At 70.9% G+C, this 14529-nt stretch carries 13 protein-coding genes; 10 read left to right on the top strand and 3 right to left on the bottom strand.

From position 1 onward, the window contains the following. Positions 1-233: 233 nt before the first annotated feature. Both ACIQWG_RS33665 and ACIQWG_RS33660 read left to right on the top strand, forming a co-directional pair. Positions 234-878, top strand: a complete 645-nt coding sequence (locus tag ACIQWG_RS33665) for a TetR/AcrR family transcriptional regulator (RefSeq protein ID WP_404102570.1) — start codon at positions 234-236, stop codon at positions 876-878. 244 nt (positions 879-1122) lie between these two features. Beyond that, on the top strand, positions 1123-2664 hold the full coding sequence (locus tag ACIQWG_RS33660; RefSeq protein WP_404102568.1) for an MFS transporter: 1542 nt from the start codon (positions 1123-1125) through the stop codon (positions 2662-2664). A 115-nt stretch (positions 2665-2779) separates the two neighbouring features. Here ACIQWG_RS33660 and ACIQWG_RS33655 read toward each other — a convergent pair whose 3' ends face one another. After that, on the bottom strand, positions 2780-3319 hold the full coding sequence (locus ACIQWG_RS33655; RefSeq protein ID WP_404102566.1) for a MarR family winged helix-turn-helix transcriptional regulator: 540 nt from the start codon (positions 3317-3319) through the stop codon (positions 2780-2782). A gap of 115 nt (positions 3320-3434) precedes the next feature. On the opposite strand from ACIQWG_RS33655, the gene ACIQWG_RS33650 reads away from it, so the two are divergent. Further along, a complete protein-coding gene (locus ACIQWG_RS33650) occupies positions 3435-4220 on the top strand; it encodes a dioxygenase (RefSeq protein ID WP_404102564.1) in 786 nt (261 codons plus the stop codon). A 15-nt stretch (positions 4221-4235) separates the two neighbouring features. On the opposite strand, the gene ACIQWG_RS33645 is transcribed toward ACIQWG_RS33650, so the two are convergent. Next, positions 4236-4766 carry a GNAT family N-acetyltransferase gene (locus ACIQWG_RS33645; RefSeq protein WP_404102562.1) on the bottom strand — a complete coding sequence of 177 codons (531 nt, stop codon included), beginning with the start codon at positions 4764-4766 and terminating at the stop codon, positions 4236-4238. Between the two features lie 168 nt (positions 4767-4934). Here ACIQWG_RS33645 and ACIQWG_RS33640 point away from each other — a divergent pair, with 168 nt between their 5' ends. Together ACIQWG_RS33640 and ACIQWG_RS33635 are read left to right on the top strand one after the other, a co-directional pair. After that, a complete protein-coding gene (locus tag ACIQWG_RS33640; protein WP_404102560.1) occupies positions 4935-5933 on the top strand; it encodes an RNA polymerase sigma factor RpoD/SigA in 999 nt (332 codons plus the stop codon). A gap of 389 nt (positions 5934-6322) precedes the next feature. Then, a complete protein-coding gene (locus tag ACIQWG_RS33635; protein WP_404103492.1) occupies positions 6323-6907 on the top strand; it encodes a TetR/AcrR family transcriptional regulator in 585 nt (194 codons plus the stop codon). A gap of 283 nt (positions 6908-7190) precedes the next feature. Here the strand turns inward: ACIQWG_RS33635 and ACIQWG_RS33630 are convergent, their stop codons facing one another. Beyond that, the gene (locus ACIQWG_RS33630) at positions 7191-8162 is read right to left on the bottom strand and encodes a helix-turn-helix transcriptional regulator (protein ID WP_404102559.1); all 972 of its coding nucleotides are present in this window, start codon (positions 8160-8162) and stop codon (positions 7191-7193) included. A 62-nt stretch (positions 8163-8224) separates the two neighbouring features. Between ACIQWG_RS33630 and ACIQWG_RS33625 the strand changes: the two genes are divergently transcribed. The 5 genes from ACIQWG_RS33625 to ACIQWG_RS33605 all read left to right on the top strand — a co-directional run bounded on the left by ACIQWG_RS33625 (position 8225) and on the right by ACIQWG_RS33605 (position 14522). Further along, the gene (locus tag ACIQWG_RS33625) at positions 8225-9895 is read left to right on the top strand and encodes an MFS transporter (protein ID WP_404102557.1); all 1671 of its coding nucleotides are present in this window, start codon (positions 8225-8227) and stop codon (positions 9893-9895) included. Positions 9896-10058: 163 nt separating this feature from the next. Then, the gene (locus ACIQWG_RS33620) at positions 10059-10820 is read left to right on the top strand and encodes a DeoR/GlpR family DNA-binding transcription regulator (RefSeq protein WP_404102555.1); all 762 of its coding nucleotides are present in this window, start codon (positions 10059-10061) and stop codon (positions 10818-10820) included. Positions 10821-10832: 12 nt separating this feature from the next. Further along, a complete protein-coding gene (gene pfkB / locus ACIQWG_RS33615; protein WP_404102553.1) occupies positions 10833-11780 on the top strand; it encodes a 1-phosphofructokinase in 948 nt (315 codons plus the stop codon). Between the two features lie 253 nt (positions 11781-12033). Continuing rightward, entirely contained in the window at positions 12034-14163 is a 2130-nt protein-coding gene (locus ACIQWG_RS33610; protein WP_404102551.1) for a fructose-specific PTS transporter subunit EIIC, read from the top strand. A 104-nt stretch (positions 14164-14267) separates the two neighbouring features. Further along, positions 14268-14522, top strand: a complete 255-nt coding sequence (locus tag ACIQWG_RS33605; RefSeq protein ID WP_404102549.1) for a hypothetical protein — start codon at positions 14268-14270, stop codon at positions 14520-14522. Positions 14523-14529: the final 7 nt, after the last annotated feature.

The following is a 14529-nucleotide window of genomic DNA, read 5'->3' as shown; positions in this document are numbered from 1 at the left end:
GCGGACGCGCGCTGGATGAGACCGAACGTGGGTTCTTGCGGCGAGACTATGTGATTCAGGTCACAAGAAATCTCTTCGGAAGCGGGAAATAACCGGGGACCGTCTCCCCGTTTAGCCCTACGTGCGAGCGAAACGGGGACGTCGTCCCCGGATCGTCGGACGCAGCAGCACCAGATTCAGTCGGACGCAGCAACACCAGACTCAGTAAGCACCAGCAACATCAGGAGTACGCCGTGCAGACCGTGACCCCCGTACCGCGCAAGGCGCCCCGGCCGCGCGCCGACGCCCTGCGTAACCGGGAGCGGATCGTCACCGCCGCCCAGGAGATGTTCGTCGAGTTCGGCCCGGATGTGCCGCTCGACGAGATCGCCCGCCGGGCCGGCGTCGGCAACGCCACGGTGTACCGCAACTTCCCCGACCGCGACGCGCTGGTCCGCGAGGTCGTCTGCACCGTCATGGACCGTACGGTGGCGGCGGCCGAAACGGCCCTCGCGCAGACCGGGGACGCCTTCGAGGCCCTGGAGCGTTTCGTGCACGCGGCCGCTGACGAGCGGATCAGCGCGCTGTGCCCGATGGTCCAGAGCACTTTCGACCAGAACCACCCGGACCTGGAGTCCTCGCGGGAGCGTGCCGAGCAGCTCATCGGCGCGATCATGGACCGCGCCAAGGCGGCCGGCCAGCTCCGCTCCGACGTGGACGTCGGCGATGTCATGATCGCCGCCGCCCAGCTCAGCCGGCCCCCGGCGGGGACCGGGTGCAATGTGGTCGACCGCTATGTCCACCGTCATCTTCAGCTGTTCCTGGACGGACTGCGGGCCCCGGCCCGTTCGGTTCTGCCGGGCACGGCGCTGACCATGGAGGACCTGCGCCAGGCCTGACCGATCAGTCTTGAGCACGACAGCGGTCAGCACTGCACATCACGCCATCAAGCCATCGCGCATCGCGTATCTCGCGTCTCAGTCAGGCAACTCACAGCAACCCAGTCACGTAGCTCCATCACTCGTCATCACTCGTCATCACTCGTCTCACCGGCCGTCAGTGCCGACGAGCCGTCCCCTTTCGTTTCCGTTTTTCGCGTACGAATCCCTTTTTCCGTCACGAAGTCCCGAAGTGGGTAGACCCATGTCTGAAACGGCCGCAAAGGCTCCCGGCAGCGCCCTCGGCGCCGCCGATCCCAACCGCTGGAAAGCCCTCGCGTTCATCGCGATAGCCCAGCTGATGGTCGTGCTCGACGCGACCATCGTGAACATCGCCCTGCCCTCCGCCCAGCAGGACCTGGGCATCTCCGACGGCAACCGGCAGTGGGTCGTCACGGCCTACGCCCTCGCCTTCGGTGGTCTGCTGCTGTTCGGCGGACGTATCGCCGACCTGTGGGGACGCAAGCGCGCCTTCGTCGTCGGTCTGGGCGGCTTCGCCGCGGCCTCCGCGCTCGGCGGGGCGGCCACCAACGAGGCCATGATGTTCGGCGCCCGCGCCCTCCAGGGTGCGTTCGGCGCGCTGCTCGCCCCGGCCGCGCTCTCGCTGCTCGCGGTGATGTTCACCGACGCCAAGGAGCGCGCGAAGGCGTTCGGCATCTACGGCGCCATCGCCGGTGGTGGCGGCGCCGTCGGTCTGATCCTCGGCGGGTTCCTCACCGAGTACCTGGACTGGCGCTGGACGTTCTTCGTGAACATCCCGTTCGCCATCATCGCCGCGGCCGGTGCCTGGTTCGTCATCCGTGAGCCCGAGGGCGGCCGCAACCGCTCCTCGCTGGACATCCCCGGCGTGATCCTCTCCACCCTCGGTCTGGTCGCGCTGGTCTACGGCTTCACCCGTGCCGAGTCCAACGGCTGGGGCGACTCCACGACCATCGGCATGTTCGTCGCCTCCGGCGTGCTGCTGCTGGCCTTCGTCCTCATCGAGGCCAGGGTCAAGGCCCCGCTGCTGCCCCTGCGCGTGGTCACCGAGCGCAACCGCGGCGGTATCTACCTCTCGCTCGGCCTCGCGATCATCGCGATGTTCGGCCTGTTCCTGTTCCTGACCTACTACCTCCAGATCGTCAAGGGCTACTCGCCGGTGAAGACCGGCTTCGCCTTCCTGCCGATGATCGCGGGCATGATCGTCGGTTCCACCCAGATCGGCACCCGTCTGATGACCCGGGTCGCGCCGCGGCTGCTGATGGGCCCCGGCTTCCTGGTCGCCGCGCTCGGCATGCTGCTCCTGACCCAGCTGGAGATCGGCTCGTCGTACGCCGCGCTCCTGCTGCCCGCGATGGTGCTGCTCGGCCTCGGTATGGGTACGGCGTTCATGCCGGCCATGTCGCTGGCCACCATGGGCGTCAAGCCGCAGGACGCCGGTGTCGCCTCCGCGATGGTCAACACCTCGCAGCAGGTGGGCGGCGCGATCGGTACGGCCCTGCTGAACACGATCGCCGCCTCGGCGACCACGTCCTACATCGCCGACCACATCGCCGGCGCGTCCAGCAGGTCCCAGCAGCAGCTGGTCCAGCTGGAGGGCATGGTGCACGGCTATGCCAACGCCATCTGGTTCGCCGTCGGCATCCTGGTCGTGGCCGCGGGCATCGCGTTCACCTGCATCAACGCCGGCCGTCCGGACGGCACGACGGTGGCCTCCTCCGAGGAGGGCGCCGCGGACGAGGTCCCGGTGCCGGTCGTCGCGCACTGAGACCGGTGACGGCCGTCAGGTCGTACCCCTTGGGACCGGGCGGGTACGTACGGGGATGGGGACGCTCCGTACGTACCGCCTTCAAGGACCTGCCCCGGCTCGCTGAATGAGCGGTTCAGCGGAGCCAGGGCAGGTCCGCACCCGCTTCGCTGGGCTGAAGGCCCTTGGCGACGATCAGCATGATCTCGCCGAGGGCCTTCTGCTGTTCCGGTGTGAGCCGGTCGAAGACCGCCTGGCGCACGGCCTCCACATGGCCGGGCGCGGCCTCCCCCAGCATCGCCATGCCCGCCTCCGTCAGCACCGCGAACTGACCCCGCTTGTCGTCGGGACAGTCCTCGCGCCGCACCCAGCCGCTCTTCTCCAGCCGGGCGATGGCGTGCGAGAGCCGGGAACGCGTGATCTTCGCGAGCATCGCCAGTTCGGTCATCCGCAGCCGCCGGTGCGGGGACTCGGCGAGCTTGACCAGGAGGCCGTAGTAGATGTGCGGCATGCCCGCGTCCCGCTGGAGCTGGCGGTCCATGTGGTCCCAGAGCAGGGTGGTCGCCTCGATGTAGGAGCGCCAGACCTGCTGCTCCTCGGCGGTGAGCCAGCGCGTTTCCCGCGGGGGAGCGGTCGCGTCGGATGCGGGCGGCGCGGAGGTCGATGCCGTATTCATGTATCCCACTCTACGAGAGCTCTCCTTGAAACTTTAATCACTTGGACGTACGGTTTCCGAGAACCGAAAGCTTTAGTTTTGAAGCAACTCCAGGCAATCGGAGGGAGCCGCCGTCATGTCCGCCGCCGCGCAGGAGCGCATGCCCGCCCTCTACCTCAGCCACGGCGCCCCGCCGCTCGCGGACGACCCGGTCTGGCCCGGCGAACTCGCGGCCTGGTCCGCGGACCTGCCGCGCCCCAAGGCGATCCTCATGGTCTCCGCCCACTGGGAGGAGGCCCCCCTGGCCATCGGTGCCACCGAGCGCGTTCCTCTCGTCTACGACTTCTGGGGATTTCCCGAGCACTACTACCAGGTGACCTACCCGGCCCCCGGCGCCCCTGAGCTCGCCGAATCCGTACGGAAGCTGCTGCGTGCACCCGGCATGCCCGTGCAGGACATCCCGGACCGCGGACTCGACCACGGCGCCTACGTCCCGCTCGTCGAGATGTACCCCGAGGCCGACATCCCCGTCCTCCAGATCTCCATGCCGACCCTGGACCCCGTGCGGCTCGTGGAGATCGGCCGCAGGCTGGCGCCGCTGCGCGACGAGGGCGTGCTGATCGTCGGCTCCGGCTTCTTCACCCACAACCTGGCCGCCCTGCGGCAGGGCGGCATCCCCGCCTGGTCCGCGGAGTTCGACGACTGGGGCCGCCGGGCCCTGGAGAGCGGCGACCGGGACGCCCTGCTGGACTTCCTGCACAAGTCACCGGCCGGCCGCTACGCCCACCCGCGCACCGAGCACTTCGCCCCGCTGTTCGTGACCATGGGCGCCGCGGACGCGGCCGGTGAGCAGGCGGGCCCGAAGTCCGTGATCGACGGGTTCTGGATGGGGCTGGCGAAGCGGTCGGTGCAGTTCGGCTGAGGCTCCTCGCCGCGCCTACAGCTCCTTCTCGTACCAGGCCACGTCCCAGTACCGGCCGAACTTGCGGCCCACCTCGCGATACGTGCCGACGTACCGGAAGCCGAACCGCTCGTGCAGCCGGGTGGACGCCTCGTTCGGCTGGGCGATGCCCGCGTAGGCGCGGTGCACGTCCTCCTCGGCCAGTGTCTCGAACAGGGCCTTGTAGAGGAGGGTGCCGATGCCGCGCCGGCCGGCGTCCGGCGCGAGATAGACGGTGACCTCCACGGAGGTCTCGTAGGCGGGCTTGGCGCGAAAGGGGCTGGATGTGGCGTAGCCCAGAATCCGCTGTGAGTTCCCTTCGGGCCCCACCTCCACGGCAACCTTCAGCCGGTGGGGGCCGTCTTCAGGGTGGGAGAGCAGCCAGGGGCGGCGCTCTTCCGGCGTGAAGACCGCCGTATCGAAGGTGATGGCCGTCTCACGTACGTAGTGGTTGTAGATGTCGGTGAGGGCTTCGAGGTCTTCCTCGGCTCCTGACCTGACCTGCACCTCTGCTCGTTCCGACGGCATCGGGCCTCCTCGTGGGCCCGGCAGGATACTGCAAGATCAGAAAAATAGGGGGGAGGGTTGGGAATTCTGTCCTGATTCCAGTCGTTGTTTCCATCGAATGCCGGGCACTCGACAAGAGTCCCAAGCGTTCAAGAACCACCCGCCCGCCCACTTCGCAAGGGAGCACGCATGGCAACCCGTGCCGTCGCCCGTCGTCAGTCCGCCACCGGCGAGGCAGTCGACGCGGCCCGCAGTGTTCGCGCCCATGGCGGCGAGATCGCGGACCGCGACCTGGTCGGCATGTACCTCGACGAGATCGCGCGTACGCCGCTACTCGACGCAGCCAAAGAGGTCGAGCTGTCGCAGATCATCGAGGCGGGTGTGTTCGCAAGGCAGGTCCTCGACGGATACGAGGAGGCCAAGGCGGACGCCACCCGTGAGGAACTGGAATCCCTCGTCGCCGACGGCGAGCGGGCCAAGGACATCTTCATCCGCTCCAACCTCCGCCTGGTCGTGGCGGTGGCCCGTCGCTACCCGCGCAGCGGTCTCCCCCTCCTCGACCTGATCCAGGAGGGCAACGCCGGCCTGGTGCGCGCGGTGGAGAAGTTCGACTACCGCAAGGGCTTCAAGTTCTCGACCTACGCCACGTGGTGGATCCGCCAGGCCATCACGCGCTCGATAGCCGACCAGTCCCGCACCATCCGCCTCCCCGTCCACCTCGTGGAGGAACTGGGCCGCATCCGCCGTGTCCAGCGCGAGTTCAACCGGGAGCACGGCCGCGACCCGGAGCCCGCGGAGATCGCCGCGGAGCTCGGTTCGAACGCGGACCGTGTGACGGACGTCCTGGACTGGGCCCGAGACCCGGTCTCCCTGAACATGTCGGTGGACGACGAGGGCGAGACCCAGTTCGGCGACCTCCTGGAGGACACCTCGGCGGTCTCCCCCGAACAGTCCGTCCTCACCCTCCTGCGCAGCGAGGAACTGGACGACCTGATCGGCCGCCTCGACCAGCGCACGGCGTCCATCATCAAGATGCGGTACGGCATCGAGGACGGCCGCGAGCGCACGCTGACCGAGGTGGGCAAGGAACACGGCCTGACCCGCGAACGCATCCGCCAGATCGAGAAGCACGCCCTGCTGGAGCTGAAGAAGATGGCTCGCAGCACCGGCTTCGACGCGGCCGCGTAACCCTCCGCCCGCAAGGGCGGGGGCGTACGCCCGGTGGCCAAAGACCGCGCAAACATGGCGATGTAACGCCGCTTCAACTCGCAGGGACCGGGAAAAAGCCCTTCGGGCAAGGGAGTTCGACCCCCGAGACCCACCACACACCGAACCAAGTCCCGACGCACTCCCCCCGGCGCCGGGACTTCCCCCGAGTCGGGCTTCGGCGCCTATCCCCCCTGGGTGCCGGAGCCCGGCTTTTTTCGGCGTGACCCGCTGGACGGGCGGGCCACCCCGTACCTGAACCACGGGGTCGCCCGCCCGGATGGCAGATTGTGTCACATGGGCATAGCCTGCCGAACGTGAGCAGCCCCATCTCCCCCTCACTGACGGAACGCCGCAAGGCCGCGACCCGCATGGAGATCGCCCGCGCCGCGGCCGCCCTCTTCGTACGACACGGCCTGCGGGCCACCCGGGCCGAGGACATCGCCCAGGTGGCCGGCATCGCCCCGCGCACCTTCTACCGCTACTTCGCCACCAAGGAGGAGGCGGTGGCCCCGCTCTACGCGGCCGGCGCCGCCCGCTGGACCCAGGCGGTCCGTAACGCCCCCGCCCACCTCCCCCTCCCCAAGGCCCTGGAACACGCGGCCCGCCACACCCTCACCCCCGGCGCCGGTGTCTCGGCGGCGTCCTGGGACTGGGTCCGCACCCTGGTCCGCCTGGCCACATCGAGCCCGGCCCTGCGAAGGGTGTGGGCCGAGGTCTGCCACGAGTCGGAGCAGGAACTGGCGCAGGTCCTGGCCCACCGAGGCCAGGACAACGTTGCCGTCCCCACCCTCAACTTCGCCGCCGCGGTGGCCGCGGCGGCCGTACGCGTAGCAGTGGAGACCTGGGCCGCAGGCTCCGCCCCCGCAGAGGGCCCCGACGGCCCCGGAGCCCTGGCGATGCACAACTTGGACGCCCTCAGAAACTTCCCCTGGGAGGACATCGCCCCGTCCTGACCGCACGCGCGTGGGAGCCGCGTACGGCGGCGGGAGTTGACCCCTCCCGCAGCCGCGTACGGCGGCAAGGGGACGTGCCGGGGGGTGTCCGCCCGCAGTGGCCGGCGTCAAGGAACGTTCAGCACCCTGTCCGACCCCAGCCGCCGGTCCGAGGACGGACACCCCCCGGCGCGGCCCCGACCCACAACGCACCCGCAGGCGCTACGCGAACCCCCACCGGACACCGACAGGCCGCCGCAGGCGTCACGCACCCCCACCGGACACCAACAGGCCGCCGCAGGCATCACGCACCCCCACTCGCCGCCCGACTCAACCGTCCGCCCAACTCCCGCACACACTCCACCAGTTCCACCGGCTCCCGCACAGTGAACTCGAACCCCAGCAACAGCAGCCGCACCGCCAACCACTCCACCGCGTCCCCCACAGTGGCCCGCAGCCGACAACTCTGCGGACCCACCGCCTCCGGCACCCCCAACCACCGAGGCACCCGCTCCGCGACAGCCTCCGCGGACGCGGCGAACGTCACCTCGAAGTCGTACGACGCCTGATGCCGCTGCATGGAACGCCGTAGGTACTCCGCCGCGCTCCCCGTGGGCAACTCCCGCGGAGCGAACCGCGCCCCGGTGGCGAACGGCTCGCTCACCCGGTCCACCCGGAACGTCCGCCAGTCGGCCCGATCGAGGTCGTACGCGACGAGATACCACCGACGCCCGGTCGACACGAGCCGGTACGGCTCGGTCAGGCGCCGCGACTCGGTGCCGTCCGCGGCGCGATAGGCGAACCGCAGCCGCTCCTGCCCCGCCACGCACGACGCCATCACGGTCAGCGTCTCGGTCGCGATGCTCGCCCCGTCCCCGCTGGTCAACGGCGTGGTCGCGGCCTGAAGCGTGGTCACCCGGTGCCGCAGCCGGGACGGCAGCACCTGCTCCAGTTTCGCCAGCGCCCGCACCGACGCCTCCTCCACCCCCTCGACCGCGTGCCCGGCCCCGGCCCGCAGTCCGACCGCGATGGCGACGGCCTCCTCGTCGTCCAGGACCAGCGGCGGCATCGCCTTGCCCGCGACGAGCCGATACCCGCCGTCCGCGCCCATGGTCGCCTGCACGGGATACCCCAGCTCCCGCAGCCGGTCGATGTCCCGCCGCACGGTCCGCCGGGACACGCCGAGCCGATCGGCGAGTTCGCCGCCGGGCCATTCACGGGGCGTCTGGAGAAGGGAGAGAAGCGTCAGAAGCCGTGCCGGAGTGTCCGTCGTCATGAATCCGAGGATGCCGTAGAACTAGGCCACGATCTGACCTACACAGGGATTACCTTCAAGCCATGACCTCAACCGGGACAGAACCAGCACTCGTGCCCCACCCCAGCGCACCGGCCGCGGACGGCGCGGATGCCGCGGACACCGCACCCTCGGCCGATCCCAAGTCCGCCGCAGGCGACCGCCGTCGATGGTTCGCCCTGGCGATCGTGATGACCGCGGCCTTCATGGACCTCGTCGACGTCACGATCGTCAACATCGCCATCCCGTCGATCCAGCGGGACGCCGGCGCGTCCTTCAGCCAGATCCAGTGGATCACCGCCGGTTACGCCCTCGCCTTCGCCGCCGGCCTGATCACCGGCGGCCGCCTCGGCGACATACACGGCCGGAAGCGGCTGTTCCTGATCGGCATCGGCGGCTTCACCCTGGCCTCGGCGCTGTGCGGCTTCGCCGCGAACCCGGAGATGCTGGTCGCCTCCCGCATCCTCCAGGGTGCGATGGCGGCACTGATGGTCCCGCAGGTCCTGTCGATCGTGCACGCGACGTTCCCGGCGCACGAACGCGGCAAGGTCTTCGGCCTGTTCGGCGCGGTCGTGGGCCTCGGCGCGGTCACCGGCCCCCTGCTCGGCGCACTGCTCACCGAGTGGAACCTCTTCGGCCTCGAATGGCGCCCGATCTTCCTGATCAACCTGCCCGTCGGCATCGCGGGCCTGATCCTCGGCAGCCGCTTCATCACGGAGTCCAAGGCCCCGAAGGCACTGAAGCTGGACCTGGTCGGCGTCGCCCTCGTCACCCTCGGCCTGCTGATGCTGCTGTACCCGCTGACCCGTGGCCGCGAGCTGGGCTGGCCGCTGTGGGGTTACGCGTCCATGGCCGGCGCACTTGTCGTCCTCGCCGCCCTCGTGGCGTACGAGCGCCGCAAGGGCGCCCGTGACGGCTCCCCGCTCGTGGAGATGTCGCTGTTCAAGGTGAAGAGCTTCGCGGCCGGTATCGCGGTGCAGACCGTCTTCGGTGTGGCGCTCGGCATCTTCTTCCTGGTCTGGACGATGTACATGCAGTTCGGCCTGGGCTGGAGCCCGTTGAAGGCGGGCCTGACCGGGATCCCGTTCTCGATCGCGGTCTCGGTGGCGGCCGGCATGTCCGTGCAGGCGCTGGTCCCGCGCTTCGGCCGCAAGGTGCTCCAGGCGGGCGCGCTGGTGATGGGGATCGGCGTCCTGCTCTACATCTGGGAGGCCGGCCGCTACGGACTGTCCATCGCCCCCTGGCAGATGGCCCTGCCCCTGGTCGTGATGGGCGTCGGCATGGGCCTGATCGTGGCCCCGCTGACGGACGCGATCCTGTCGGAGGTACCGCGCGAGCACTCGGGTTCGGCTTCGGGCCTGATCAACACCGTGCAGCAGATGGGCAACGCGCTGGGCCTCGGCCTGGTCTCGGTGGTCTTCTTCGGTGTCATCGACGACCGGCTGGCCGAGGGCGCGCAGGCTCCGCAGACCCAGCAGACGGCCGCCGCCTTCGCGGACGGCTTCCAGAACGCGCTGGGCTGGGTGGCCGCGGTGATGGCCGCGATCTTCCTGCTGATGTTCGCGCTGTCGAAGAGACCCGCGCAGCACGTCGAAGGCGCGGCCACGGAGACTCCCGCGACCACCGGGACCCAGGCGGCCACCGGGACCCAGGCGACCACCGGGACCCAGGCGGCCACCGGGACTCCGGACAAGGAGGCCGCACCGGTCGGCTGAGCACGGCCCCGTAGGGGAGAGGGGTAGGCCCGGCACTTCGGTGCCGGGCCCTCGTCGTTTCCGTTCATGCCCGATTGGGCCCGAACCTGTTTACTTTCCAGAAATCCGGGCGTAGCCTCCCCTCGAAACCACAAGTTCGGGCACAGTTCGGAGGCGAACGGACATGTACGCACCGGAGCGGCAGCAGGAGATCCTCCGGCTCGCCCGTGACGGCGGCCGGGTGGACGTCCTGTCGCTGGCCGAGGAGTTCCAGGTCACGGCGGAGACGATCCGCCGGGACCTGAAGGCCCTCGACCGCGCCGGCCTCCTGCGCCGGGTGCACGGGGGCGCGATCCCGGCCGGGCGTCTCGACTTCGAGCCGGACCTCGCCGAGCGGGAGGGCACCGCGGCCGACGAGAAGGACCGCATCGCGAAGGCGGCCCTGGCCGAGCTGCCCACCGAGGGCACGATGATCCTCGACGCCGGTACGACGGTGGCCCGCCTGGCCGCCGCCCTGCCGCTGGAGGCGTCCCTGACCGTTGTCACCCACAGCCTCCCCATCGCGGCCCGCCTCGCGGACCACCCCGGCATCCAGCTGCATCTGATCGGCGGGCGCGTCCGGCACCGTACCCGCGCCGCCGTGGACGCCTGGGCGCTGCGCGCGTACGGCGAGATCCGCGCCGACGTCCTGTTCGTCGCGGCGAACGGCTTCTCCGCCGAGCACGGTCTGACCACCCCGGACCTCGCCGAGGCCGCGGTCAAGCGCGCGGCCGTCGCCGCCGCCCGCCGTGTCGTCCTCCTCGCCGACGCCGCCAAGCACGGCCAGGAGCACTTCGCCCGCTTCGGCGACCTGGGCGACGTGGACCTGCTGATCACGGACAGCGGGCTGAGCCGAGAAGACGCCACCGCCATCGAGCGCGGCGGCACCGAAGTGCTGTGTGTCTAGAAACGAGTGCGCATGATCCTCACCGTCACCCCGAACCCGTCCCTGGACCGCACCTATGAGGTTCCCTCCCTCGACCGCGGCGAGGTCATCCGCGCCACCGGCGAGCGCATGGACCCGGGCGGCAAGGGCGTGAACGTCTCGCGCGCGGTGGCGGCCGCCGGACAGCGCACGGTCGCGGTGCTGCCCCTGGGCGGCGCGCCCGGCGCCCTCGTCGCCGACCTGCTCGACGCGCAGGGCATCGAGGTCGCGCCGGTCCCGGTCACCGGCGCGACCCGCTCCAACATCGCGCTCGCCGAGTCGGACGGCGTACTCACGAAGATCAACGCGCCCGGGCCGGAACTCTCGGCGGCCGAGCAGGAACTGCTCCTGGAGACCGTGCGCGAGCAGTCGCGCGACGCGGACTGGATCGCCTGCTGCGGCAGCCTGCCGCGCGGTCTGGCCCCGTCCTGGTACGCCGATGTCGTCGCGCGAGCGCACGACGGGGGCGCGCGGATCGCGCTGGACACCTCCGGGCGCGCCCTCCTCGAAGCGCTGCGGGCGCAGCCGGACGTGGTGAAGCCGAACGCCGAGGAACTCGCGGCGGCGGTGGGGCGCCCCCTGACCACCGTGGGCGACGCGATGAAGGCCGCCGAGGAGTTGCGCGGGATGGGCGCGCGCGCCGTGCTCGCGAGTCTGGGCGCCGACGGGCAGTTGCTCGTGGACGACGCGGGCGCCTGGTTCGGCAGCGCGCGCGTGGACACCGTACGCAGCAATGTCGGCGCCGGTGACTCCTCGCTCGCCGGCTTCCTGATCGCCGGCGGCAGCGGCCCGGAGGCCCTCGCCTCGGCGGTCGCCCATGGCGCGGCGGCCGTACGGCTGCCCGGCAGCGTGATGCCGTCCCCGGCCGACCTGGACCTGGCGGCGGTGACGGTCACGGCCCAGGTGCCGATGGACCGCGTACTGAAGGAGCCGGTCTCGTGAAGGATGTCGCAGTTGTCGCACTTCTTGCCGATCGGTTCCGCGAGCGACGAAGCTCGCTGTTACTCACGGCCGCCGTCGGACGGCAGGGCACCCTGAGCCGCTCTGCCGCCCGCGGGAGGCGGGACCTCCCCGATCCCGCCTCCTGCGCCACCCGCACGACCCCCCACCGCAGCAACGCCACCCCCCATGGCACCCCCGTCCCCTTCTCCGCCCACCAGACTCCCCGGGCGATACGCGTGCGAAGGAGCCCGCGATGAGCGACATGATCACCGCGGACCTGGTCGATCTCGACCTGTCCGCCGACACCAAGGAAGCGGCGGCGCGCGCCCTCGCCGAGCGCATGGCCGCCCTGGGCCGGGTGACCGACCTGGAGGCCTTCCTCGCCGACGTGGCCGCCCGCGAGGCACAGATGCCGACCGGCCTCGACGGCGGTATCGGCATCCCGCACTGCCGCAGCGAGCACGTCACCGAGCCGACGCTCGCCTTCGGGCGCAGCGCCGCCGGCATCGACTTCGGCGCGGCGGACGGCCCCGCCGACCTGATCTTCCTCATCGCCGCCCCGGCCGGCGCCGACGACGCCCACCTGACGATCCTGTCGTCGCTGGCCAGGCAGCTGATGAACGCCGAGTTCACGGACGCGCTGCGGTCCGTGGCGGACCCGGCGTCGGCGGCGGCGCTGATCCGCGGCGAGGAGCCGGCGGCGGCGCTGATTCGCGGCGAGGAGCCGGCGGCGGCGCTGATTCGCGGCGAGGAGCCGGCGGCGGCCGAGGCGGCCGAGTCCCCGGACTCGTCGGCGTCTTCCCAGGACTCCGTGGCGTCGCCGGTGGCGGCCTCCGCCGACGACGCCACGGGCACCACCACCCCGGCCGCCGACGACGGGGAGCGTCCCTTCCGCATCGTCGCCGTCACCTCCTGCCCGACCGGCATCGCCCACACCTACATGGCGGCCGAGTCGCTGGAGAACGCGGGCCGCGAGGCGGGCGTCGAGCTCGTCGTCGAGACGCAGGGCTCGGCCGGCTTCACCCGCCTCGACCCCGCGGTGATCGCGGCGGCGGACGGCGTGATCTTCGCGCACGACGTCCCCGTACGGGAGAAGGACCGGTTCGCCGGCAAGCCGACCGTCGACGTCGGCGTGAAGGCGGGCATCAACCGCCCGGCCGAACTGATCACCGACGTGCGCGAGAGGGCCGCGCGCGGCGAGGTCACCGGGGCGGCCCGGCCCGGCGCCACCCCGGTGGAGCGCGCCGGCGACGCGGGCGACAGCTACGGCACCAAGCTGCGCAAGTGGCTCATGACCGGCGTCAGCTACATGGTCCCCTTCGTCGCGGCGGGCGGTCTGCTCATCGCCCTCGGCTTCGCGATCGGCGGCTACCAGATCAACGAGGCCAAGTCGGTCACCGAGCACTTCGACTGGGGCCAGATCGACAGCTGGGGCGCGCTGCTGTTCCAGATCGGCGGCGTCGCCTTCGGCTTCCTGATCCCCGTCCTCGCCGGATACATCGCCTACGGCATGGCGGACCGGCCCGGCCTCGTGCCCGGCTTCGTCGGCGGCATGATCTCCGTCAACATCGCCGCCGGATTCCTCGGCGGTCTGGTCGCCGGTCTGCTGGCCGGTGCGGTCGTCCTCGGGATCCAGCGGATCAAGATCCCGCCGGTGCTGCGCGGCATCATGCCGGTGGTCGTGATCCCGCTGGTCTCGTCGATCGTCGTCGGCTTCCTGATGTTCATCGTGATCGGCAAGCCGATCGCCGAGGCGCAGAAGGCGATGACGGACTGGCTGGGCGGCCTCTCCGGCACCAACGCCGTGCTGCTCGGCATCCTGCTCGGCCTGATGATGTGCTTCGACCTGGGCGGACCGGTCAACAAGGTGGCCTACGCCTTCGCCACCGCCGGAATCGCCGTGCAGGACCCGAGCGACTCGGCGATGAAGGTCATGGCCGCGGTGATGGCGGCCGGCATGGTGCCCCCGCTGGGCATGGCCCTCGCGACCACCGTCCGCCGGAAGCTGTTCACCCCGGCCGAGCGCGAGAACGGCAAGGCGGCCTGGGTGCTCGGCGCCTCCTTCATCTCCGAGGGCGCGATCCCGTTCGCCGCGGCCGACCCGCTGCGGGTGATCCCCGCCTCCATGGCGGGCGGCGCCGTGACCGGCGCGCTCACCATGGCTTTCGGCTCGACCCTGCGCGCCCCGCACGGCGGCATCTGGGTCACCTTCCTGATCGGCAAGCCGTTCCTCTACCTGCTGGCGATCGCCGCCGGTACGGCGGTCACGGCGGGCCTGGTGATCCTGCTGAAGGGCTTGCGCGCAACGGCGTCGGAGGGGGCAGCGGACTCCGTGGCCCCGGCGGCCGAGCCGGCCGAGGCGAAGGAGCCGGTCGCCGCGTAGGTCTGCGGCTTGTCCCTTTGGGGCGCTGTGAGTTGTTCACGGCACCTGCGAGATACGTCACGGTCCGGGCCCAAAGGCCCGGACCGTGTTGTCTACTGGAGCGCATGCCTGAGAACGTCTCGATCCTCCAGCTGCTGGGCCCTGTCGTCCTCGCCCTGGCGGCCGCGCTCTGGGTGATCGGACTGGTCCGTCTGCTGCGCCGGGCCCGCCCCGCGGCGACCTCCTGGCACTCGGACCCGACGCTCCCCGGCCTCCCGTACCAGCGGCAGACCGCCCCCGCGCTGGAAGCCGTCGAACTCACCCCGGCCGAACGAGACGCCTTCGCCGGTCTGATGCGCCAGCTCGACGACAGCCGCTGACCGACCG

It is taken from the genome of Streptomyces sp. NPDC098781 (assembly GCF_044759995.1).
Classification (GTDB): Bacteria; Actinomycetota; Actinomycetes; order Streptomycetales; family Streptomycetaceae; genus Streptomyces.
This window is presented reverse-complemented; position numbering and strand designations above follow the sequence as displayed.